The sequence below is a fragment of the Chthoniobacter flavus Ellin428 genome (assembly GCF_000173075.1).
Classification (GTDB): domain Bacteria; phylum Verrucomicrobiota; class Verrucomicrobiia; order Chthoniobacterales; family Chthoniobacteraceae; genus Chthoniobacter; species Chthoniobacter flavus.
Window position 1 is genome coordinate 191,042 of the sequence record NZ_ABVL01000009.1, and the last position, 20,917, is coordinate 211,958.

The following is a 20,917-nucleotide window of genomic DNA, read 5'->3' on the forward strand; positions in this document are numbered from 1 at the left end:
GCAAATCGGTCCATCACACGTTTGCGCACCCGTGAACCGCCTTCGCACACTACGGCTCCTGCCGCACGAATGGTTCTTCGGTGCATTCCTGCTCATAACCTCACTGCGCTTGATCGCCGCGGTCGGCCCGCTGGACCCCGCTGCCTTGCTCTATCCTGGCTTACTGCTGCTCAATGCCGCTCTCATCGTCTGGAGCGAAGTGCGTCAGACCCAGGCGCGTTGGTTCGCACGCTTATGGGCTTACCCCGTGATGATCAACGTGGTTTTTATGACGATGGGTTCCACCGCGCTGAAACTCGTCTCGCATCCGCAAGACACCATCTTGCAGCAACTCGACGGCATGCTTGTCGGAGTAACACCAAGCTTGCGCGCGGAGTCTCTGATCACTCCCTGGCTCACCGAGACTTTCAGCTTCTGCTACCTCCTGTTTTTCCCGTACCTGTTCTTCAGTTGGGTATTTTACACGTGGAAGGGATTGCCAGCTTTTCGCCGGCTGTGCACCGGTTTGTTCACGATCTATGCGGTCGGATTTCTCGGCTACTCCACGGTGCCTGCCGCCGGGCCGCACCTCGCCATGACGAATCAATTCAGCGTCCCACTGACGGGTTGGGTGTTCACCCGGATCAACGATTACATCGTCGCTCATGGGAGTAATGGCGTGGACGCTTTTCCCAGTCTGCACTGCGCCGTCTCATCCTACCTGCTCTTCTTCGATCGCCGACACGCGCCCTGGCGCTTTCGACTTTACGCCGTACCCTGTGCCGGCCTGTGGCTGGCGACCATCTATCTGCGCTACCATTACTTCGTGGATATCGTAGCAGGCTTCGCCCTGGCCAGCTTCGCGCTGTGGCTGAGCAGGCGTTGGGAAAAGTCTCTCGGGGAAACTTCGCCGGAATCCGCGACCACTCAACCTCGTCCTTCACACCATGCCTCACACCTTGCGCTTCGATGATCCCCTTGCCGTCCGCCTCGAATCGAGCGGCGGCAAAGGCGCCAATCTTTCAGTCCTCACCCAACGCGGTTTTCCTGTGCCGCGCGGCTTCATCGTGACCGCCCCCGTCTACGAGGAGTTCATCCGGGACGCGGACGAATTCCTCCGTCGCGTCGCGACATTACCATGCGACGATGCCGCCGCGCTTCGAAAGGCGAGTCTGGCGCTTCGGGAAGAAATCTTTCGGCGGCCCTTGCCCCTATCGGCGACGAAGGAGATCGAGAGACAGCTCGCAGAGTTCCCGTGTGGGACGGCGTTTTCCGTTCGGTCTTCCTCGACGATGGAAGACCTCGCGGGCGCGGCGTTCGCCGGCCAGCATGAAACTTTCTTGAACGTGGTGGGGCTTGCGGACGTCCTCCAAAGCATCCGAGGCTGCTATGGGTCACTTTGGGCGGATCGGGCGATTGCGTATCGGCGCCAGCAAGGTTTCGACCACTCGCTGGCTTCGATGGCGGTCGTCGTCCAGCAAATGGTCCCGGGCGAGACCGCCGGCGTTGGCTTCAGCATTAACCCAATCAACGGCCAACTCGGCGAGATGGTGATCAACGCCAACTTTGGCTTGGGAGAATCCGTGGTCAGCGGCGAGGGCGAGGTGGACCAGTGGATCCTCGAGAAATCCACCCGTGCCGTGCGTTCGGCAAATATCGGAACCAAGTCCCGCTGCGTGGTCAGCGCCGCATCAGGCACGCGCGAAGTTCACCGGTCCGCCGCGGATGCGGAAAAGCCCAGTCTAGACGAGAGGCAGTTGGCGGCCTTGGCCGACTTACTCATCCGAGTCGAGGCGAGTTATGCCTTTCCACAAGATATCGAATGGGCCTTCGCGGACGGTTACCTCTGGCTGCTCCAGTCGCGCCCTATCACCACCATCCCGCCGCGCTGGACCCGTGATGAATCCGCCGAGCGGTTTCCGAATGTGATTACCCCACTCACCTGGGATTTCGTGGAGTCCGGCTTTCATCGTTCTCTGAACCACTCGTTTCGCCTGCTCGGCTTTCCGACTTATACGGGCAAGTGGTTTGCGATGTTCGACCACTATATCTATGGCAACCAGAACGGTGTGGAGCTTTACGCCCGCCGGGCGCCGTTTGCGGTCCATTCGCAGGACGATTTACGCGCGGCCATCCCGCAATTGCGCCAGCAATTCGGCTGGGTGCAGGACTTGCCGGTCGCATGGATGCGCGACCTTGATCATTATCTCGTCACGTTGGGCCGATTTAAAGCCGAAGCGCTGGAAGACAAGACGCCCCTGGAAATCTGGCGCCACGTCCTCGCCGTGAATGAACATGGCGCGCAGTATTTCCTGCCGAATATCGCCATCTCCATTGCCCAGGGGATGATCTACCGGACTTTGCACGCGCTCCTGGAGCTCGTCATCGGTTCGCCGGACGCGGGCTTGCTGTTTGATCATCTGACCGCGTGGTGCGAGACCAAGACAGGACAGATCAATAAGGAATTATTCGAGCTCGCCATTCTCGTGCGGCAAAATGAAGAGTTGGCTGAATTGCTTCGCGGTTCCGATTCACGCGAATTGATCACCAACAATTCGCTGGCCGCATTCCCCAGCTTCGATGCCCAGTTTCAGCGCTTCCTCCGCGACCACGGGCATCGCGAAGCAGATTTCGACGCCTATGCTGCCACCTGGGACGAGGCGCCCTGGATTGTGCTCGATAACATCGGCCTCATTCTGCAAACAGCGATGGACTGCCCGCCCCGGGAGAAGGAGCGCGAGTTGAAAATGCGCGCGCAACAAGCGGAGGTCACGTTGTTCGCCAAGGTGCCCGCAGATCTGCGTTTCTTCTTTCACGAGTTGGTGCGACTGGCACGCACCTATACCAGCCTCGACGATTTAGAGCATTATCAGACGACCCGGCTCACTCCGGTCCTGCGCCGTGGTCTACGCGCCTTGGGTGAACGCCTGGTGCAACAGGACGTGCTGATGGAATCGATGGATATTTTTTTCGGCCACCAGCAGCAAATCGAGCGCGTCCTCACGGCGGATTCCGCGGACGCACGAAAGCAATTCTCGGCTGAGATAAGTCGGCAAAAGGCCGCCTATCTTGCGGCCAAGACCCGCACCCCGGCATGGATTTTCGGCCAAACCGAATCGGCTACCAGCACGGTAGCTGACGAGCCGGAGCAGGTGCTAACCGGATTGCCGGGCAGCCCTGGCCTGGCGGAAGGGCCGGTGTTCCTCGTCGTGACACCGGACGATTTCGCGAAATTCCCCCGGGGAGCAGTCCTGGTCGCGCGCACGACGAGCCCGACTTGGACGCCACTCTTCTACAGTGCCGCCGCGGTCGTAACAGAAAGCGGTGGGCCGCTTTCGCACGGAGCGGTTACCGCGCGCGAAATGCGAATTCCGGCGGTGATGTCGGTGAGGAGGTCGCTCACGCGCCTGAAGAACGGCCAGCGGGTACGTGTGGACGGCGGCGGCGGTCGGGTCGAGTTGCTCGGTGCTGAATGAAAAGGACGACACGGATGCTGGCCGCGAATGGTTGCGCACTCGCCAAGCTCAGAGAGGGCAGGCATCCTCTCGGCGGCATTACTTATGAGCATCTCGTTTCGTATCTTGGGGAAAGCCGGCGGAGATAACGCTCTGCTGGTGCAGATCGATAGCGGCCAGATCGTCGAACGGCTGCTGTTCGATTGTGGGGACGGATGCCTCACCGACGTTCCATTCGGCGACGTTCAGGCGATCGATCACCTTTTCCCCTTCTTCCGGGTAGAGCCGCCGGTTTCCCGGCGGCTCCCCCACAGACCCGTACGAGCCCAATTAAGGCATACGGTTCCTCAGAAGGACGGTTTTGCTCATCAGACGGAATGAACGATTCGTGGTCTGGGCAACGGATAGACCTCTCTGATGAGTTTCTTGAAGCGCTCCCACGACATCCCATCCTGCTGCCGGCTGCGCCGGTTTAACCACCACCTCATTCGTTGGGTTGCTCCTTCGTAGAACTGGGCCAGGCTCCGGTAGTTACACGTGATGCCGTAATAGGCATAGTGGCCGTGAAGCTTGCGCCCAAGTTCTCGCATCAGTTCCTCCACCGGACGATGCTGGTTTTGCCGGCACCACTGGTGGATGGTTTTCAACGCTCGACGCAAGCGCTTGCGCGCCGTCTTGCGCTGGATGTACCAGCGCCCCTTTCGCGACTTCGCCCAATGATGAGTGAAGCCAAGGAAGTCGAACGTTTCGGGTTTTCCACTGCCGCCGCCGCCTCCCGACCCGTCCTCCGGTTTCCCGAAGCGCACGAGTCGTGTTTTGCCCTCATGGAGTTTCAACCCATAGCGCCCAAAGCGCCCCGGCAACGCTTTCATCACCCGCTCGGCATCTTCCCGGCACTCGAAGCCCATGACGAAGTCATCCGCGTAGCGCACCATGAACCCGCGGCCTTGCAGCCGCGGTATCACCGCCGCCTCGAACCACTCGTCGAGCACCTCATGCAGGTAGATGTTACTGAGCAGCGGGCTGATCACGCCGCCTTGCGGCGTGCCCGCTTCCGGGTAGCTCAGCGCCCCAGCCTCCATCACTCCAGCCTTTAGCCACTTGGCGACCAGTTTCAGGATCACTCCGTCTTTGACCCGCTTTTGGAGTATTCCCATCAGCACGCCGTGGTCGAGCGTGTCAAAGAACGCTCGGATGTCCACGTCCACCACCCATCCCGCCTGGGTCCGATTGATCCCCTGCCAGATCGCCTTCAATGCCTGATGCGCACTGCGCCCAGGCCGAAAGCCATACGAGAAGTCACCAAACTCCCTCTCGTACATCGGCTCCAGCAACATCACCACCGCCCGTTGCAGGATTTTGTCCTCCACCGTCGGCATCCCAATGGGCCGCGTCTCCTTCCCATTGGCCTTGGGAATGTGCACCCGTCTGACCGGCGGCGCCTGATAGCTTCCGCTCTTGGCCCGGTCAATCAATCCGCCCAGGTTTTTGTCCAGCTCGCGGCCGTAGTCGGCCACGCTCTTTCCGTCCACCCCAGGCGCGCTGCCCTTGCGCACTCGCCCATAGGCTTCTCTCATCCACTCCAGGTCCAGGTGGTGCCCCAACGTCCGCAACCCCTCCGCCCCATGATACTCCGCCAGCTCTGCTATCCGCCGCTGTTTAGTTGACACGCTTGGCGACGACTCGGTGTTCATCGCGTGTTGCCCAGCGGCGGTTCCGTCTTCCGGCGGCCTCCTTGGCTACTCCCAGGCTCCCTCGGGTCGGTTCGCCTGCTTTCCAGCGCTACTATGAGGCCGCTAAGACTTCCGCTCTCCTTCTCGCCAGGCTCATTACTTTCGCCCGGCAATACCCTCCTCTGCCTCGCTCTTTCGCTCGCGCGGAACACGAGGTCTCTTCCCGCGCGCCGGGGCGTTGTTCGGCCAGTGTCGCCCTGCTTCTGGCTCTGCTCAGAGGGAGAGAGACGGATCTCACAAGTTCCCAGGAAACCCTTGCGTCCATTTGCCCTGCTCTCAGATCCCGGTCGGACCTTCACGCCAGGCTTTCGCGGCGTGTCGGCGCGGCCCTCGGTTGAACGATCGCGAAGGCTCCAACGTTCATCTTTATTTCGGGACTCATTCACACGGCTTTTGGACTCGCCCCATACGCTTCGTGCCGCCATCTCTGACGACGACGCAATGGTGGCTTCCGGCTGGTGGCCAGCCTCTACCGGACGGGACTCGATTCCCGCTGGGTTCCGGCATGGAATTTCAGTGTTGGTTTTCACTTCCTTTCTATCTGGGTGAGGCCTCTCGGCCTCTTTCTTGTCGCGACGTTCCCAAAGTTTGGGAACGAGAAGAAGGGCGGATTCATCTTCAACGCCGGAACGCGGTCTTTTACAGTCGGTTCATATGGGAAAAATCTTTTCTGATTTCGATTTCAGCGGTTTTTGGAAGCCGTCAGACTATGCTTTGAAAGAATATGTCGGCGCTCCTATAACCGACGAAGCAGTAGCCGCCGTCGAGCGAGCCCTCGGCTATAAGTTACCCGCTTCCTACGTCGAATTCATGGGATATCAAAATGGGGGCATTCCTTTCCGAACAAATCATCGGACAAATGAGCGCACAACCTGGGCCGCCGACCACATCGCCATCTCTGGTCTTTACTCGGTAGGCGGTGAAAAGGCGTGTTCGCTACTCGGCGAGTTTGGGAGTCAATTCTGGATTGAAGAATGGGGCTATCCACCGATTGGAATTTACTTCGCAGATTGTCCCTCGGCCGGGCACGACATGGTTTGCCTCGACTACCGCGCGTGTGGCCCTGCCGGAGAGCCGCAAATCGTCCATGTAGACCAGGAATGGGATTACCACATCGTGCGCGTGGCCGAAAACTTCGAGTCTTTCATCCGAGGTTTGGAAGACGACTCGGCATTTGTTCTCACCAGCTGATTGCGCGTCTATCACCAGACGTCCCGAGTTCCGGACTCATCTGATTGGCAACTCGGGCCCGCCAGCCATCCGCCTTTTCTCGCCCCATCCCGTCAGCATACGTCCACGTGCTCGCCAAGCTTGAGGGTGCGCGGCATGCTCTTCAACGCATCATCTATGAGCATCTCGTTTCGTATCTTGGGGAAAGCCGGCGGGGACAACGCTCTGCTCGTGCAAATCGATAGCGGCCAGACCATCGAACGGCTGCTGTTCGATTGCGGGGAAGGATGTCTCAGCGACGTTCCCTTCGCCGACGTGCAAGCGATCGATCACCTCTTCTTTTCGCATTTGCACATGGATCACGTGAGCGGATTCGACAGCTTCTTCCGCTGCACCTTCAACCGGCCGACGAAGCCAAACCGCATCTGGGGGCCACCGGAGACCGCGCGCATCCTGCAACACCGCTTCCAGGGATTCCTCTGGAACTTGCATGAGGAGCTGTCGGCGTCCTGGCTCGTCTCGGACATTCACCCCGGAGAGATCCGGACCACCGGCTTCGAAGCGCGTGAGGCCTTCGCCATCTCCCACGACCGAGGGACTCAGCCGTATGACCGGATCATTCTGGAAGGCGCCGGTTATTCCATGGAAGCCATCACCATGGACCATCGGACGCCGACGCTCGCCTATGTCGTCCGCGAGAAGCCGCGGCGGAACATCGACACCTCGCGACTTGCCTCGTTGGGCCTGCGACCCGGAGCTTGGTTGAAGGAACTAAAGGACTCTGCCAACAGCTCCGATAGCGTAGTTGTCGACGGCGTTGCGCGCTCGAAGGAGGAGCTTCGAAAAGAGCTGCTCGTCGAAACGCCCGGCGATTCGATCGCCTATCTCACTGATTTCGTCCTCGATGAACCGGCGATCGAACGCTTGACCGATGCCTTGCGCGGTTGCCGGGTCATGGTCTGCGAAGGGCAGTACCGCCACTCGGACCTGGACCTGGCCCGGAAACACTTCCATATGACGACGGTCCTGTCGGCCACGGTCGCGAAGCGGGCTCGGGTCGAGGAGTTGATTTTATTCCACGTGTCGTGTCGGTATGAGTCTTCGGAATGGGTGGAGATGCTACGGGAGGCCAGCCAGGTCTTTCCGAATGTACATTATCCGCCCGAGTGGAACCTGAAGCTATAGAACAGCGACGAAACCCAGGGTAGGCGCTCGTGCCTCATGCCAACCGGCCCGCCCGTGGCCGGCCTCGAGTTATCGCTTTCACAAGAGTGCATAACCGATTCTAGATGCTAGACTCCGTCCCGAGTTCCATTCCTCTCCTGCCACCTTATGCCGCGTCTCTTCCGTTTCCTTCTCCCGCTGCTCGTGCTTGCTCCGGCCTTGCTGGCCGAGACTCCACAGTCCCCCAATCAACTGGCCTTTCTCCGCTGCCAGGATCAGGAAAAGATCGCGTCGATGGAGACCTTGTCCGAGGAATTCAAACCCGGCGACGGACGAGGGCCGTCGATCTGGCTCGTCGGTGTGGCGCATATCGGGACGCCCGAGTATTACGCCGCGCTCCAAAAGAAACTGGATGCGCAATCCATCGTGCTTTTTGAAGGCGTGGACGCGCAGAAGATGAAAGTTGGCATCCAACCGCACGCCGAAAACGGAATCCAGGAACAGCTCGCCAAGGCGCTCGGCCTCGTTTTCCAGCTCGACGGCATCAACTATCAGCGACCGAACTTCGTGAGTTGTGACCTGACGACCGCCGACATGGAAAAGGCGATCACCGATCACGCGGCCAAATCGTCGGACTCCCCATCCAGCGCCCGCGAAAACTCCAACACCGCCAATTCGGCGACTCCATCGGTGAAAGAAAAGGGCAGCGACTCGAAGCTGCCGGCGAAGGTGGACAACGCGACGTTCGATACCCTGATGCAGGCGCTCCATGGCGAAGGGGCTATCGCCGGCAAGCTCAACGGCATGGTCGCCATGATGGGCAGCACTCCGGAGATGCGCGAGACCACCAAGCTCACGTTCATCGAAGCGCTCGGGCAAGCGGGCGATCTCATCAGCGCGGCCAAGTCGGCTTCGCCGGAAATGAGGAATTTATTCGAAGTGCTGGTCAACGAACGGAATGAAAATGTGATCCGGCAAATCAAGGCGCGCCTGCCGAAGCTCGGCCCCGGCAAGACCATCGCCGTTTTCTATGGCGGCGCGCACATGGACGAAATCGCGAAGCGCCTGACCGAGGAGCTGCATTACATCCCCGGAACCCAAGTGTGGGACACCGCCTTCACCGCGGATACCACGAAATCCATGATGCCCGCCGCACAGATCAAGGCGTTGGTCCAGATGATGCGCACCCAGTTGCAAAACGGGCAGATGGGCAAAGGCGGCGGACTGGATAGCCTGCTGGGCTCCCCCGTTCCGCAGGAAGAGGGCGGAAAGGCTGTTCCCGCTGGGAAATAGAACGGACAATCCGAGCCCGTTTTTTCTTCCGCGTTGCGAAAGAACAGCGCGCTCAAATCGGTGGCCGTCAAATTGACACCACTTCAATGTGATGTAATTTTTACATCATGACCCGCACCCAGATTCAACTTCCCGATGAACTCTATCAGCGGGTCAAAGCGTTCGCCGAGCAGCGCGAACTCTCTCTCGCCGAAGTAGCCCGGCGCGGCATCGAACTCTTCCTCTCTCGTTATCCCGAGACGCCAGAGTCGGGTCGCGAATGGAAATTACCGTGTGTCGACGGGGGCGGACTCAAAGTGCCGCTGGAACAACTCCGCAGCATTGCCGCCGAGGACGAAGCAACCCGCAGCCTGGGATGATCTCACTCGATACCAACATCCTGCTGCCCGCCGTCGAATCCAGCAATCCTCATCACACAGCCGCCACCGCTTTCGTGCAGTCCCTCCAAGGCCGGGACGATGTGGTCATTTCCGAGTTCATCCTGCTCGAACTTTACGTCCTGCTGCGGAACCCCGCCGTTCTCGCCCGTCCTCTTTCCGCCTCTGCCGCTGCCACCGTTTGCGAAGCTTTCCGCCAACACCCACACTGGCAGATCCTCGGCTTTCCAAGCGACAGCCGCGCCTTTCACGATGCCTTCTGGCCACGACTGCGGGACGATCCCTTCGCCCGTCGCCGCGCGTACGACTGGCGTTCCGCCCTCTCTCTGCTCCAGCAAGGCGTCACCGAATTTGCCACCGTGAACGTGAAAGACTTCGAAGGTCTCGGTTTCGCCAAAGTCTGGAACCCCCTCTAAAAAGGCGCATGGAAACGACTTCGCCAAGGTCGCAGCGCCCCGCCATGTCGCCGATCAATGACGGTTTTACTTGAAATGCCCAAGAAAAACGAGGTATGCGTATTATTACGAGTGTGGCCTTGAACTTCCCTTCATGAATTTAGAAAAAGTATCTGCGGAACGTGACAGTCTGCTGCAGGCCCTGAAGCGTGCGGAAGAGGAAATCGCGCGGGTTCGTGCCGGGCAGCAACAGGCGGAAGCCCGGTTGGCGGAGATGCGGAGTCGCAGCGGGGCGACGATGGTCCCGGCCCGAAATGACGGTCATCAGGCGGCCCTTGCCCAAGCGCAGGCCGCGCAAAAGCGGGCGGAGACGACCGCCCGGACTCTGGAAGAGCAATTTCGCGGACAACAGGCCGAGCAGGATAGACTCCGGTCGGCGCTCGATAGTCTGAAGACCGAGAATGAGGCGTTGCGCGACCAGAATGAAGATTTGGAGCAGCGGCAGAAAGAGCCCGCACAACCAGCCACTGCCGTCCCAGCCCAATCCGACCGCCTCGCGCAGAAATCTTTGCGCGAGGAATTGGACGCCGCTTGGGCCGAGATCCAGCGACTGCGGGGCCTCGTCGTCAAGGTGGCGAGTGAAGCTCGGAAGAAGGGGCTGAATCCGGAGATCCCGCTGACTCCCAGAGATTCCAGGATTGCGGGCGGTCCCAGCAAATCAGTGCCGCCAGCCCCAGCGAGCAACGCGACGCCGCCGGCGGCTCCCGCCAAAGCAGCGCCTTCGGCGGCCACCCGGCAGGCGTCGCCCGCGCCCTCGACCAGATCAGCGTCGCCCGCACCGTCTTCCAGGACCGTCGCCCCGGCTCCGTCCACCAAAACGGTGACACCGGCGGCGTCGACCAAGGCCGAGACCGATTGCGGCCCGAAGTCCGGGGTGCAACGCGCGGCTTAGAGCCTGTGAAATAAACCGCCCTCCTCGTGGTCATTCTGAGCGGAGTGGAGGGAGTGTAACGACCGGAACGCAGTCGAAAGCCGAGCGTAGCGAGACGCCTATGGAACTGCGGGGCAAACCCGGCGGAACAACCAGCGATAGTCTCTGGTAAAGCGGCCGGGTTCCTCGACTCCGTGCCCCACCACCTCACCATCGGGGCACTCCGCTCAGAATGACCGCGAGGAGGGCGGTTTATTTATTTCACGGTTTCTTAGGCGATGACGCGCGACAACCGCGAGAAAGCACTTTGTTCTTCCGGCAAGACCACGATGCGCTAATAGCTGTGCCCGCTCGCCCCACCCCACCCGGATGAAGTGGCATCTCCTTTTCCCATTTACCGCCAGCCTGCTCTACATCGTCTCGGCGCTCTTCTTGAAGCGCGCGCAACAACTCGGAGGCGGTGTGCTGCGGACGACATTTATCGCCAACGTCGCTATCGCGCTCGTCTTCACCGCGCTGCTGCCCATGGGGGGAAAGGGGCAACCGGCCTCGCTGCTCTGGCAACCGGCGCTGGTCGCGGCGCTCTTCGTGGCCGGGCAGGTCTTCGCGGTGCTCGCGCTGTCGCTCGGGGATGTCTCGGTGGCCGCGCCGGTGCTCGGTGCGAAGACGATCTTCGTCGCGTGGTTCACCACCCTGCTGCTGGCGATCCATCTGCCGTGGCAGCTCTGGTGTGGAGCCGGACTGAGCTTTGGCGCGATCATCCTACTCAACCGTGTGCCTCGACCCACCGCCGCGGCGAACGGCGACGCCGACGAACAAGCGCACCACGAACATCGGCGGCGCCTCGGGCAGACCTTGTTTTTCTCCCTGATCGCCGCCGCATCCTACGCGCTTTTCGATGTGCTGGTGCAAAAGTGGTCGCCGGCCTGGGGCACGGGACGTTTCCTGCCAATCATGTTCGCCCTCTCCGCGGTGATGTCGGTGGTCTTCGTGCCGTTCATCCGTGAGCCCTGGCACGCGGTGCCACGCGCCGCGTGGGCACCGCTGGGCGCCGGCACGTTCTTCATGGCCCTGCAATCATTCGCCTTCGTCTCGGGCATCGCCATGTTCGGCGACGCCACGGCCATGAATGTGGTCTACAGCGCGCGCGGCGTGTGGAGCGTCGCGGCGGTGTGGTTGATCGGCCATTGGTTCGCCAACACCGAGGGGCAACTCGGCGGCAGCGTGCTCCGCTGGCGGCTCGCCGGCGCAGCGGTGATGACCTCCGCCATCGTGCTTATCGTCACGCGATAGCTCCACTCCATCGCGGAGCGATCCAATCGAGGCAACGCGGCAGACTCTCAACTCTCAACTCTCCACCCTCAACTCCCCTACGGCAGCTCACCGATCTTGATGTCGCGATACTCGCACTTCATCACCACGCCCGGATGAATCTGCAGGCCGATGGGCGCGGCGCCGGAGAATTTCGGGTCGGTGTATTCCGAGGCCTTTTGGCCGTTGATCCAGCAAGTGAAAGTGTCGCCCTTGGCCTGGATGCGGAAGTGATTCCACTCGCCCTCGGGTTTCATGAGCGTCTTCGCTTCCTTCGCCTGGCCGGACTCCGGATACTTTTCCTTGCCGCCCGTGTACCACGAGCCGGACATATCGACTTTCAAACTTCCCGAAATGCCAAGCTGAAGCTGGATGCTCGGTTTGCGCATCTCGACGCCGGTGTCGACGCCGCGTTCGGTCGCGCCTTTCCAGCGCACGTCAAACTCGATGACGAAATCCTTGTAGCTCTTCTCCGTCCAAAGGTAATCGCCCTTCTTCGCCGCATTGTTCTCGCCAATGAGGATGCCATCCTCGACACGCCAGAATTCCTTCGACGGCTCGGTCTTGAAATTGGTGAGGTCCTTGCCGTTAAACAACGGCTCGAGCTTCGGCTCTTCCGCCGAGCAAGCGACCACGGCGGCGAACGAGAGAATCAGCGAGAGAGTAAGGGGGCGAAGTTTCATCGCCGCGATGATGGCGGCTCACTTCGCTCACGGGAAGCGCGATTCTTTGGAGTCTTAATCGTAATCGTAATCGTAATCTTAATCCGGAGGTTCTGGAGGAGATTAAGATTAAGATTACGATTAAGATTAAGAAGCTCCGTTACTCGCCGTGATACCCATGCCAGAGCCATACCAGCGTGTCGGCGAGGGTCTGGTTAAAAACCCGTCCATCGCAATGCTTGGTGGCTTTGCTGAAGACGAAGCGGTGATGGTAGCCCTTGGCGGTGAGCGCGGCGGAAGTGCGGCGGCCGGCCATGACCCAATTGTGATAGGAGCTCTCGGGCTTATCAGCCCCATTGTCGTTTTCCGACACGTGAGTGAAGATGCGCAGCGGCTTCTTCTCGCTCTTCTCAATGAGCTTCAGCTCGGAATGGTAGTCCCAGGCGCCGTGCGGAGTTTGCGCCTGCTCGGGCGCGTCATCGTCCTGCTGCGCGACGAAGGTGCCGGAATAGGCCACGATGCGACGGAAGAGATCCGGCCGGAACCAACCCATGCTCAGCGCCGCGGCGCCACCAGAGCTGCAGCCCATGACCGCGTGGCCCCACGGATTCTTGGTGAAAGCGAGATGCGGATACGCGGCCTTGATCTCCGCGTTGTCCAGCACGGCGGGCAGCACTTCGTCGTTGATGAAACGCGCCAACCGGTCGGACATGGTGTCGTATTCGAGGCCCCGCTCGCTCTTCTTGCCGTCGTTGCCACCGTTCTCCACGGCGATGGCGATGAACGCGGGCAGGCGGCGATTTGCATCCTTAGAAATGGTGAGGTTATCGAGCGCGTTGCGCACGAGCGGCAAGTGGCCCGGGACCATCGTGAATGATGAGAAACGGCGCCCGCGGCGCCGTCCTTGTAGGCTGCCGGAATGTAGACGAAAATTTTGCGCTCGGTGCGGACGGGTTTCTTGTCGGGCGTGAGCGTTTTGTCATCGCCGCGGAAGATTTTGCTGTCCGCCAGTTTCATCGTGAACACGAAATCCTTGCCCTTCGGATTGCCGAGGTCGGTGAGGTCTTTTTGCGTGCTGTATTCGGGTCCGACGGTGAACTCACCGTCGCCTTCCGAGCCGGGATTCTCGGTATAGGTCTCGACAGCGTGCACGGGCAAAGCCGTGAAGCCGACGAAGGTGACGAGCGAAAGAAAAACGCGGAGAGAATTTCGGAGGGAGCGCTGCATGGCGGAAGGTATGCTGGAAACCGGCTCGCTGGGCAATGCCGTGATTTTTTAGAGCCGCGACCAGGGAGCTTTTAAACGCAGAGGGCACAGCGCGGCGGAGCCGCCACCAAAAGGGGAGCCACGAACATGCGAAAAGACAGGGAAGGGAAAGTGACCCGCGAATCACCCGAATGACGCGAATGATCTGCCCTCATTCGTGTTATTCGGGTGATTCGCGGGCCAAAAATTCTACGCGTCGTGCGGACATTTTCATGGTTAGCACTGCAGAGGGCCGCAGAGGCGCAGAGAAGAAGTGTTGAGGGGCTGGGGACTAAAAACCCCGAATGGACGCAAATAGGAAAGCTTCCTCATCGTCCTCCCCTATTCGTGTTCATTCGCGGCCATTCGCGGTTTTCAATTTATTTGGGATCCTGAGCCGCTTTCGCCGCTTCCTCGGCCAATTGCTTGCGCAGCAGCTCCGGGAAGGCGTTCAGTTTGGCCGCCGGAGCATCCTCGTTGACCAGGTCGGGTTGAATGCTTTTCCACCATCCGTCATAGGCGGTGCGGAGTTTCGCCGCTTCCTCCGGATGTCCGCCCAGCACGTTCTTCGTCTGGGCGGGATCGGTCTGCAGATCGTAGAACTCCCGGTCATTCACCAGGCTGAAGCGACTGTCACGCACCGAGGATTGCGCGTGCTCGGATTGAGCCGCCGCGCCTTTTTTCCACCCGCCGACGTGAGTGAAAAGCAGGCGGTCCGGCCAGGCGTGCTGCGGATCTTCGAGCAGCGCGCGCAGGTCGCGGCCCTCGAGTTTGGACGCCGCGGTGTCCGGGATTTTCGTCTCGGCGATACCAGCGAGCGTCGGAAAGAGATCGAGATGCGCGGTGAGAGCGGCAATATCCGTGCCCTTCGTCCAGTGACCGGGCCAGCGCCAAAAGCTGGGCACCCGCGTGCCGCCTTCGTAGGGCGTCCCAGCGCCTCCACGCATCCCCGCATTGAAGACATCCACTCCGGTGGCGCCGCCGTGATCGGTGAGGAAGATGACGACCGTATTTTCATCGCTCCCCCACTCCTGGAGCTTGTCGAGAAGCACACCGAAATTTTCGTCGAGATTGGAGATCATGCCGAAGAAGGGCGCGAGTTCGGGCGCCACCTTCCGCCGCAAATAGAACCGCTCGTACTCGGGCGGGCAAACCGGCGGGCGCGCCGCGCTGGGCATGATGCAGGCAAAATACGGTTTCCCGGTATCGATCTGGTCATCCATCCACTCGATGGCGTGGCGGAAGATGACGTCGGTGGAGAAGCCCAGCGTCTCCGTAAATTCGCCGTTGTGGAGCAGCACGGGATCGAAATGCGAATTGCCCGGCACATCGCCACTGCTCCCCTCGCCCGCTTGACCGATCGCCTGGCCACCGTGAATGAACATCTCCTCGAAACCACGCCGCGTCGGCCAGTAGGGCGGCTCATCACCGAGCTGCCATTTGCCGAAAACACCGGTGGCATAGCCCGCGGACTTCAGCACCTGGGCAATCGTCATCGCATCCCGCTGCAACCGCTCCCGCTCGCCCCCGACATCCGTCACCCCGCTGCGAAACTCGTGTCGCCCGGTGAAGAGCGCCGCCCGCGTCGCCGACGACGTCGGGCTCACGTGGAAATTCGTGAAACGCACGCTCTCCTTGGAAAAGCGGTCGAAGGCCGGCGTTTGCGCGACGGGATTTCCGAGACAAGCAAAGTCGCCATAGCCAAGGTCGTCGGCCATCACGAGGACGATCGACGGCGGTTTGGCCTCCGCAGCGCCAACGCCGATCAGCAGCAGGGCGAAGGCAAACAGGACGCTCCAAGCAGGAGAAGGAGAGGAAGGCGGGCGTGTCATTCAACGGCCAAGGTATTGGGGGTGAAGGTCATTTAGCGAAAAATAAAACCTCGAAGGCGTTTTTCCTCTATCCAAACCCACCCTTGGCGAATGGCAGAAACTGCGTTATATACATAGCTCTCCTTTATGCCCGCACCCGAAATCACCGCTTATCTGAAAACCTACTGTGGCTGGAGCAATGGCGTCCGCGCCGTGCTCAAGAAGTACGATCTCCCCTACACTGAAAAAGACATCATCCAGAACCCGGCTTTTCGCTGGGAGATGGAGCAGAAGAGCGGGCAGCCGCTCAGTCCCTGCGTGGAAGTGAACGGCAAGATGTTGGCCGACATCAGCGGCGAAGAACTCGAGCAGTTCATGCTGCGCGAAAACCTCGTCGGTTCCACCGCCAACACGACCAGCGTCCCGCTGAACTCGGCCTGCACCGACGCCGAGCATGCCGCCATGGCCAAGGGCGAACCGATCAAGTTCCAGAGCTAAGCCGCCTTTAACCACCCTTTTCCAAGCCGCGCGGCGCCCAGCGTCGCGCGGCTTTTTTGTTGCCCAGCACCGAAGCCGCAAAGATTTTTTGACCACGAATTACACAGATTTCACGGATTGAAGAGTGCGCATCGCTGTCCCTTCTGAAATCCGTGCAATCCCTGAAATCCGTGGTTCCTCTCCTCCGGCCAACCGTTCCCTCACCCGACTTTCGGCTTGAGAGTTGCCCGGAGCCCGCGCACTTTCGCCGTCCCTTATGAGCCAGCCCAAAGAAATCCCGCAAATGGAGAAGATCGTTTCGCTCGCGAAACGTCGCGGTTTTGTTTTCCAAAGTTCGGAAATCTACGGCGGGATCAATGGTTTCTGGGATTACGGTCCGCTCGGCGCGGAACTGAAGCGCAACCTGCGCGACACCTGGTGGCGCACCATGACCCGCGACCGCGAAGACGTCGTGGGCCTCGACGCCACGATCATCATGCACCCGGCCATCTGGAAGGCCTCGGGTCACGTGGATACGTTCGCAGACCTGATGCGCGAGTGCTCGGTGACCAACAAACGCGTACGCGCGGACCACGTCGAGCCACAGAGCGGCGTGGTGATGCAGTTCAGCGGCTTTAGCATCACAGGTGGTTCCAGCCATAACGACTCCATTACGGTGCTAATGCGGGGCGGCGAACACATCGAGAGCTTCCGCAAGCGCGTGCGCCAACTGGTTGCTCAAGCGCGCAATCAAACCGCCGAAAACATCGAACTCCATGGCGAGTCGAAAATCGATGCTGTCGAAGGCAGTGTGGACTTTCATCCCGAAACCGGAGGTGCTCTCGGTGAGGCGCGGCCGTTCAACCTCATGTTGAAAACCTACGTAGGACCGACCGCGACCGAGAACGACATCGCATATCTGCGCCCCGAAACCGCCCAGGCTATTTTCGCGCAGTTCAAGAACGTGGTCGACTCCTCACGGCAGCGCGTGCCCTTCGGCATTTGCCAAATCGGCAAGGCATTCCGCAATGAAGTCACGCCGCGCAATTTCACCTTCCGCTCGCGCGAGTTCGAACAGATGGAGCTGGAGTTTTTCATCAAGCCCGATGAAGCGATCGAGGCCGTCTGCGGCAGCGTCGCCGCGTGGAGTGAAGGCGCCGATCTTTCTGTGCCGCAGGACAACTGGGGCTGGGAGATGTGGCATCGCTACTGGGTGAAAGAGCGCACCGACTATTACGCCGGCATCGGTCTCGGCGCGGACGTGCTCGATTACCACTGGCAGACCAAGGAAGAGCTGGCGCACTACGCTCGCGCCTGCGTCGATATCCTATTCAAATTTCCCTTCGGCACTGAAGAACTCGAAGGCCTCGCCGCCCGCGGCGACTTCGATCTTATGGCGCACCAGACCGCCAGCAGGAAGCCGATGGACGTTTTCGACGAGGAAGTGAAGAACGCTTTCGCCAAGTGGACGGACGAGCAGCGCGCCGCGCTGGTCGAACGCAAGAAGGCCGAGCACCGCGCCAAGGAAAAGGGCGGCCTGACCGATGCGCAGGTCGACGAATGGTGCCAGAAGCTCTTCAAGGGCTTCTATGTGCCGCACGTCATCGAACCGTCGGCCGGTCTCGATCGTCTCGCGCTCGCGGTGCTTTCGAATGCCTACAGCGAAGTCGAGAAGACGGACGCCAAGGGTAAGTCGGAGACGTTGTATGTCATGCGCCTCCACCCGCGCCTCGCGCCGGTGAAGGTCGGCGTATTTCCGTTGCTCAAGAACAAGCCGGAACTTGTGGCCAAAGCCCGCGAAGTTTTCGAACTGCTGCGCAAACACTTCTCCGCGTTTTACGACGAAGGTGGGAGCATCGGCAAACGCTACGCCCGCCAGGACGAAGCCGGCACACCGTTCTGCCTCACCATCGATTTCGAAACGCTCGGCGAGAAGGGCGAGGAGTTGAAAGACACCGTCACCCTGCGTCATCGCGACGATGGCTCGAAGGAACGCGTGAAGATCAGCGAATTGCTCGGGAAGCTGTTGCCGATGGTCGGTTGATCGTCGAACGCGTGCAGTCCCGGAGGGACGATGGAATTTAGCCGGTGGCGAAAGCCACCGGTATCGGACCCATTACTCTCGGCCCCAGAGGGGCGCGGGCCGCGACACTTCTACATCATTTCCGCCGCGCCCTCCGGCGCCGTTCGTCGGGAACCCGGTTCCGGTGGCTTTCCGCCACCGGCTAAAATCCATTGTCCCTCCGGGACCGCTCAAAGACTGCCACCATAGCCGCTACTCGCGCAGCGCTTCGGCCACCGTGCGTAGACAGCGTTTGTCGAATACCATGAGTGGATGCGCGGCCACCGGCATGCGGATGTTGTTCGCCTGCGGCATCTCGGAGCTGCGCTGCGGAAGGATGATGAGATCGAATGGCGTGTAGAGTGAGGTGAACTTCACGTACTCCAGCTTGTCCGCATCCTGGGCGAGATCGCATAGGAAGGGGCTACCCGGGCGCATCTCGCGACAGCCGCGGTTGGGAATGAGATTGGCCATGATCGTGCCGTTGTGCGGCGCAGACAAAGTCACGAGATGGTCCACGCGCTCGAGACCGCCGAGGCGCTGCACGTAATAGCGGCTCACGAGTCCGCCCATGCTGAAGCCCACCAGATCGAATCGCCGCGCGCCGAATTGCTTTTGCGCAAAAGTATCGATCTGCGCCGCCAGTGGCTCGATCCCCTTCTGCGCCCAATTCGGCGTGAGATTGATCGTGTACACTTCCCAACCCTCGCACCGGAGATAATGGGCAAGCCAGAGCATGCTCCACTCCGAATCGGAGATGCCATGGACGAGCAACACCGGGTTGCGATCCGGCAGCGGATGCGGCGACACTTTCGGAGAGCCATCGAAAAACGACAGTGTTGCACCGAGCCAGGCAGCGAAAGACATGCCAGGGTTATATCAGCACCGCGACGACCCGGGCAAATTGGTAAAATCGATGGCGACATCGATCATATCGATTACGACGAGCGCCAGGCCTGGTCGGGAGCGCAGCCGCTACAAACGAGACGCTGCTTCTCCTTCCACCTCAACCACGAGATCGGGAATGAAATCCTCATTCGGATCGTCCGGGTAGGCTCGTGGATTGGCGAGGATGCGGGTGCGGCCGATTCGGTAGTCGTTGCGGTGATGGATTACCGGCACATCGCGAAAGCGCGACCGAATCCACATCAGCCCCTGCTCCTTGGTGGAGACATCGCCGGCGAGGATGACGCAGTCACAGTCGACGTCGGGCACATCGACCTCTCCGAATTCCTGGTGGAGATCGCTGAGAACGTGAATACGCATCCGCCTCTACTTCCCCTCCCCAGCGTCCGCCCGCCGCAAGGCGCGGGTGACGGTGGAAAGATCCATCCGCCGGTAGTGTTGCACCTCGAAGTCCGGTGTCCGCAGTGGCGTGTCGTGGAGATACCAGTCGTCTTCCAATTCGGGAAAACAGGCGTCCCCCTCCACCTCGCGCTGGACGACGCTGAGATACAGGTCGGTGCAGCGGGGAAGGAGCTGCTCGTAAATCTGCGCGCCGCCGATGACGAAAAGCTGGCGGCTCGGACGCGCTTTTTCAAAGGCATCCGCCAGCTTGCGCGGGTCGCGCACGAGCCAGACGTCGCGTTCCGAGAGCCGCTCGAAGCCGAGCTGATACGGCCGGCCAAACCGCGCCTGCCAATGGCCGACCCGAGCCTGGCCGACGGTCGCCTTGAACTGCGGATCGCGCGCCAGCCGCAACGGTTTGCGGGTGACGACGATGTTTGTCCGGTTCGGCAGCGGCCGGCCGAGGCTCTCGAAGGTCTTCCGTCCCATGAGCACGAAATGCCCGGTAGTCAGTTTCTTGAACCATTTGAAATCCTCGGGCAGATGCCACGGGATCTTGTTATCGCGCCCGATGACGCGATTGAGGGACATGGCGGCGACGGCGATCAGGGGAGGAAAAAGTTGAGAGTTGAAGGTTGAGAGTTGAGAGCCACCGAGCGTAGCGCCACGCCTCGATAGCAAAACACGCGGCTCTCAACACTCAACTATCAACTCTCAACTAAACCGCAATCGGAGCTTTTATCGCTGGATGCGGATCGTACCCGCTCAACACGAAATCCTCATACCGGAAGCCGTGGATGTCCCGGATGGCCGGGCTCAGCGTCATCGTCGGGAGCGGGCGCGGGGTGCGGGTGAGTTGTTCGCGGGCCTGGTCGAGGTGGTTCGCGTAGAGATGCAGGTCGCCGAAGGTGTGGACGAAATCGCCCGGCTGCAGGCCGGTGACTTGGGCGACCATCATGGTGAGCAGGGCGTAGCTGGCGATATTGAAGGGCACGCCGAGGAAGAGGTCGGCGCTGCGCTGGTAAAGCTGACAGCTCAGGCGGCCATCGAGGACGAAGAACTGGAACATCGCGTGGCAGGGCGGCAGGGCCATCGTATCGACCTCGCCCGGATTCCACGCGGAGACGATGAGCCGGCGCGAGTCGGGATTCTTTTTGATCTGCGCGATCACGTTGTCGATCTGGTCGATGTGGCGGCCATCGGCGGTGATCCAGTCGCGCCATTGGGCGCCGTAGACCCGGCCGAGGTTACCGTCTTCGTCTGCCCATTCGTTCCAGATGGTCACGCCATTCTGCTGGAGGTAGCGCACATTCGTATCGCCGGCGAGGAACCACAGGAGCTCGTGGATGATCGACTTGAGATGCAGCTTTTTCGTAGTGAGCAGTGGAAAGCCGGAGGAGAGGTCGAACCGCGCCTGCGCGCCGAAGACCGAGTAGGTGCCCGTGCCCGTGCGGTCGGGCTTGAAGCGCCCGTGGTCGAGGACGAGGGTCAGGAGATCAAGGTAGGCGCGCATCGGCCGAAGATGCGTCAAAAAGGCCCCGGCGTGCGAACGTTTTTGCGAAACG

Annotated in this window: 19 protein-coding genes and 1 pseudogene; 11 read left to right on the top strand and 9 right to left on the bottom strand. The window is 60.5% G+C overall.

The window, feature by feature from the left end; genetic code table 11:
• Positions 1 to 31: 31 nt before the first annotated feature.
• Both CFE428DRAFT_RS16265 and CFE428DRAFT_RS16270 read left to right on the top strand, forming a co-directional pair.
• Positions 32 to 952: a phosphatase PAP2 family protein gene (locus tag CFE428DRAFT_RS16265; RefSeq protein WP_006980688.1), complete on the top strand. Its 921-nt coding sequence runs from the start codon at positions 32 to 34 to the stop codon at positions 950 to 952.
• Positions 927 to 3,455, top strand: coding sequence for a PEP/pyruvate-binding domain-containing protein (locus CFE428DRAFT_RS16270; protein ID WP_006980689.1), 2,529 nt, complete (start codon positions 927 to 929; stop codon positions 3,453 to 3,455). Before CFE428DRAFT_RS16265 ends, CFE428DRAFT_RS16270 begins: the two co-directional genes overlap by 26 nt.
• 78 nt (positions 3,456 to 3,533) lie before the next feature.
• On the opposite strand, the gene CFE428DRAFT_RS38260 is transcribed toward CFE428DRAFT_RS16270, so the two are convergent.
• Together CFE428DRAFT_RS38260 and ltrA are read right to left on the bottom strand one after the other, a co-directional pair.
• The gene (locus CFE428DRAFT_RS38260; protein ID WP_237705507.1) at positions 3,534 to 3,695 is read right to left on the bottom strand and encodes a hypothetical protein; all 162 of its coding nucleotides are present in this window, start codon (positions 3,693 to 3,695) and stop codon (positions 3,534 to 3,536) included.
• A gap of 107 nt (positions 3,696 to 3,802) precedes the next feature.
• Positions 3,803 to 5,128, bottom strand: a complete 1,326-nt coding sequence (gene ltrA / locus CFE428DRAFT_RS16280; RefSeq protein ID WP_006980692.1) for a group II intron reverse transcriptase/maturase — start codon at positions 5,126 to 5,128, stop codon at positions 3,803 to 3,805.
• A 606-nt stretch (positions 5,129 to 5,734) separates the two neighbouring features.
• On the opposite strand from ltrA, the gene CFE428DRAFT_RS16285 reads away from it, so the two are divergent.
• From CFE428DRAFT_RS16285 to CFE428DRAFT_RS16315, 7 genes are all read left to right on the top strand, one after another.
• A complete protein-coding gene (locus CFE428DRAFT_RS16285) occupies positions 5,735 to 6,358 on the top strand; it encodes an SMI1/KNR4 family protein (protein WP_237705508.1) in 624 nt (207 codons plus the stop codon).
• Between the two features lie 156 nt (positions 6,359 to 6,514).
• Positions 6,515 to 7,522 carry an MBL fold metallo-hydrolase gene (locus CFE428DRAFT_RS16290; RefSeq protein WP_006980694.1) on the top strand — a complete coding sequence of 336 codons (1,008 nt, stop codon included), beginning with the start codon at positions 6,515 to 6,517 and terminating at the stop codon, positions 7,520 to 7,522.
• 147 nt (positions 7,523 to 7,669) lie between these two features.
• On the top strand, positions 7,670 to 8,794 hold the full coding sequence (locus CFE428DRAFT_RS16295) for a hypothetical protein (RefSeq protein WP_006980695.1): 1,125 nt from the start codon (positions 7,670 to 7,672) through the stop codon (positions 8,792 to 8,794).
• 107 nt (positions 8,795 to 8,901) lie between these two features.
• Positions 8,902 to 9,153: a ribbon-helix-helix domain-containing protein gene (locus CFE428DRAFT_RS33840; RefSeq protein WP_006980696.1), complete on the top strand. Its 252-nt coding sequence runs from the start codon at positions 8,902 to 8,904 to the stop codon at positions 9,151 to 9,153.
• Complete coding sequence (locus CFE428DRAFT_RS16305; RefSeq protein WP_006980697.1) at positions 9,150 to 9,587, top strand: PIN domain-containing protein; 438 nt, start codon at positions 9,150 to 9,152, stop codon at positions 9,585 to 9,587. The genes CFE428DRAFT_RS33840 and CFE428DRAFT_RS16305 overlap by 4 nt, the downstream gene beginning before the upstream one ends.
• Before the next feature lie 133 nt (positions 9,588 to 9,720).
• Entirely contained in the window at positions 9,721 to 10,518 is a 798-nt protein-coding gene (locus CFE428DRAFT_RS37430) for a hypothetical protein (RefSeq protein WP_131989834.1), read from the top strand.
• Positions 10,519 to 10,866: 348 nt separating this feature from the next.
• Positions 10,867 to 11,790 (top strand): EamA family transporter, encoded by a 924-nt coding sequence (locus CFE428DRAFT_RS16315; protein WP_006980700.1) that lies wholly within the window; start codon positions 10,867 to 10,869, stop codon positions 11,788 to 11,790.
• 77 nt (positions 11,791 to 11,867) lie between these two features.
• Here CFE428DRAFT_RS16315 and CFE428DRAFT_RS16320 read toward each other — a convergent pair whose 3' ends face one another.
• The 3 genes and pseudogenes from CFE428DRAFT_RS16320 to CFE428DRAFT_RS16330 form a co-directional block, all read right to left on the bottom strand.
• Positions 11,868 to 12,491, bottom strand: coding sequence for a 3-keto-disaccharide hydrolase (locus tag CFE428DRAFT_RS16320; protein ID WP_006980701.1), 624 nt, complete (start codon positions 12,489 to 12,491; stop codon positions 11,868 to 11,870).
• A gap of 139 nt (positions 12,492 to 12,630) precedes the next feature.
• Positions 12,631 to 13,697: pseudogene (locus CFE428DRAFT_RS16325) on the bottom strand (alpha/beta hydrolase).
• Between the two features lie 398 nt (positions 13,698 to 14,095).
• A complete protein-coding gene (locus CFE428DRAFT_RS16330; RefSeq protein ID WP_006980703.1) occupies positions 14,096 to 15,547 on the bottom strand; it encodes an arylsulfatase in 1,452 nt (483 codons plus the stop codon).
• 126 nt (positions 15,548 to 15,673) lie between these two features.
• Between CFE428DRAFT_RS16330 and CFE428DRAFT_RS16335 the strand changes: the two genes are divergently transcribed.
• Positions 15,674 to 16,024, top strand: a complete 351-nt coding sequence (locus CFE428DRAFT_RS16335) for a glutaredoxin family protein (RefSeq protein ID WP_006980704.1) — start codon at positions 15,674 to 15,676, stop codon at positions 16,022 to 16,024.
• Positions 16,025 to 16,280: 256 nt separating this feature from the next.
• Positions 16,281 to 18,047 carry a glycine--tRNA ligase gene (locus CFE428DRAFT_RS16340; protein ID WP_006980705.1) on the top strand — a complete coding sequence of 589 codons (1,767 nt, stop codon included), beginning with the start codon at positions 16,281 to 16,283 and terminating at the stop codon, positions 18,045 to 18,047.
• A 231-nt stretch (positions 18,048 to 18,278) separates the two neighbouring features.
• Here CFE428DRAFT_RS16340 and CFE428DRAFT_RS16345 read toward each other — a convergent pair whose 3' ends face one another.
• The 4 genes from CFE428DRAFT_RS16345 to CFE428DRAFT_RS16360 all read right to left on the bottom strand — a co-directional run bounded on the left by CFE428DRAFT_RS16345 (position 18,279) and on the right by CFE428DRAFT_RS16360 (position 20,865).
• Positions 18,279 to 18,932 carry an esterase/lipase family protein gene (locus CFE428DRAFT_RS16345; RefSeq protein ID WP_006980706.1) on the bottom strand — a complete coding sequence of 218 codons (654 nt, stop codon included), beginning with the start codon at positions 18,930 to 18,932 and terminating at the stop codon, positions 18,279 to 18,281.
• Positions 18,933 to 19,040: 108 nt separating this feature from the next.
• Positions 19,041 to 19,331 (bottom strand): hypothetical protein, encoded by a 291-nt coding sequence (locus CFE428DRAFT_RS16350; protein WP_006980707.1) that lies wholly within the window; start codon positions 19,329 to 19,331, stop codon positions 19,041 to 19,043.
• A 6-nt stretch (positions 19,332 to 19,337) separates the two neighbouring features.
• Positions 19,338 to 19,943, bottom strand: a complete 606-nt coding sequence (locus CFE428DRAFT_RS35780) for a dihydrofolate reductase (RefSeq protein ID WP_006980708.1) — start codon at positions 19,941 to 19,943, stop codon at positions 19,338 to 19,340.
• A 127-nt stretch (positions 19,944 to 20,070) separates the two neighbouring features.
• Positions 20,071 to 20,865 (bottom strand): thymidylate synthase, encoded by a 795-nt coding sequence (locus tag CFE428DRAFT_RS16360; protein ID WP_006980709.1) that lies wholly within the window; start codon positions 20,863 to 20,865, stop codon positions 20,071 to 20,073.
• Between the last annotated feature and the right edge of the window lie 52 nt (positions 20,866 to 20,917).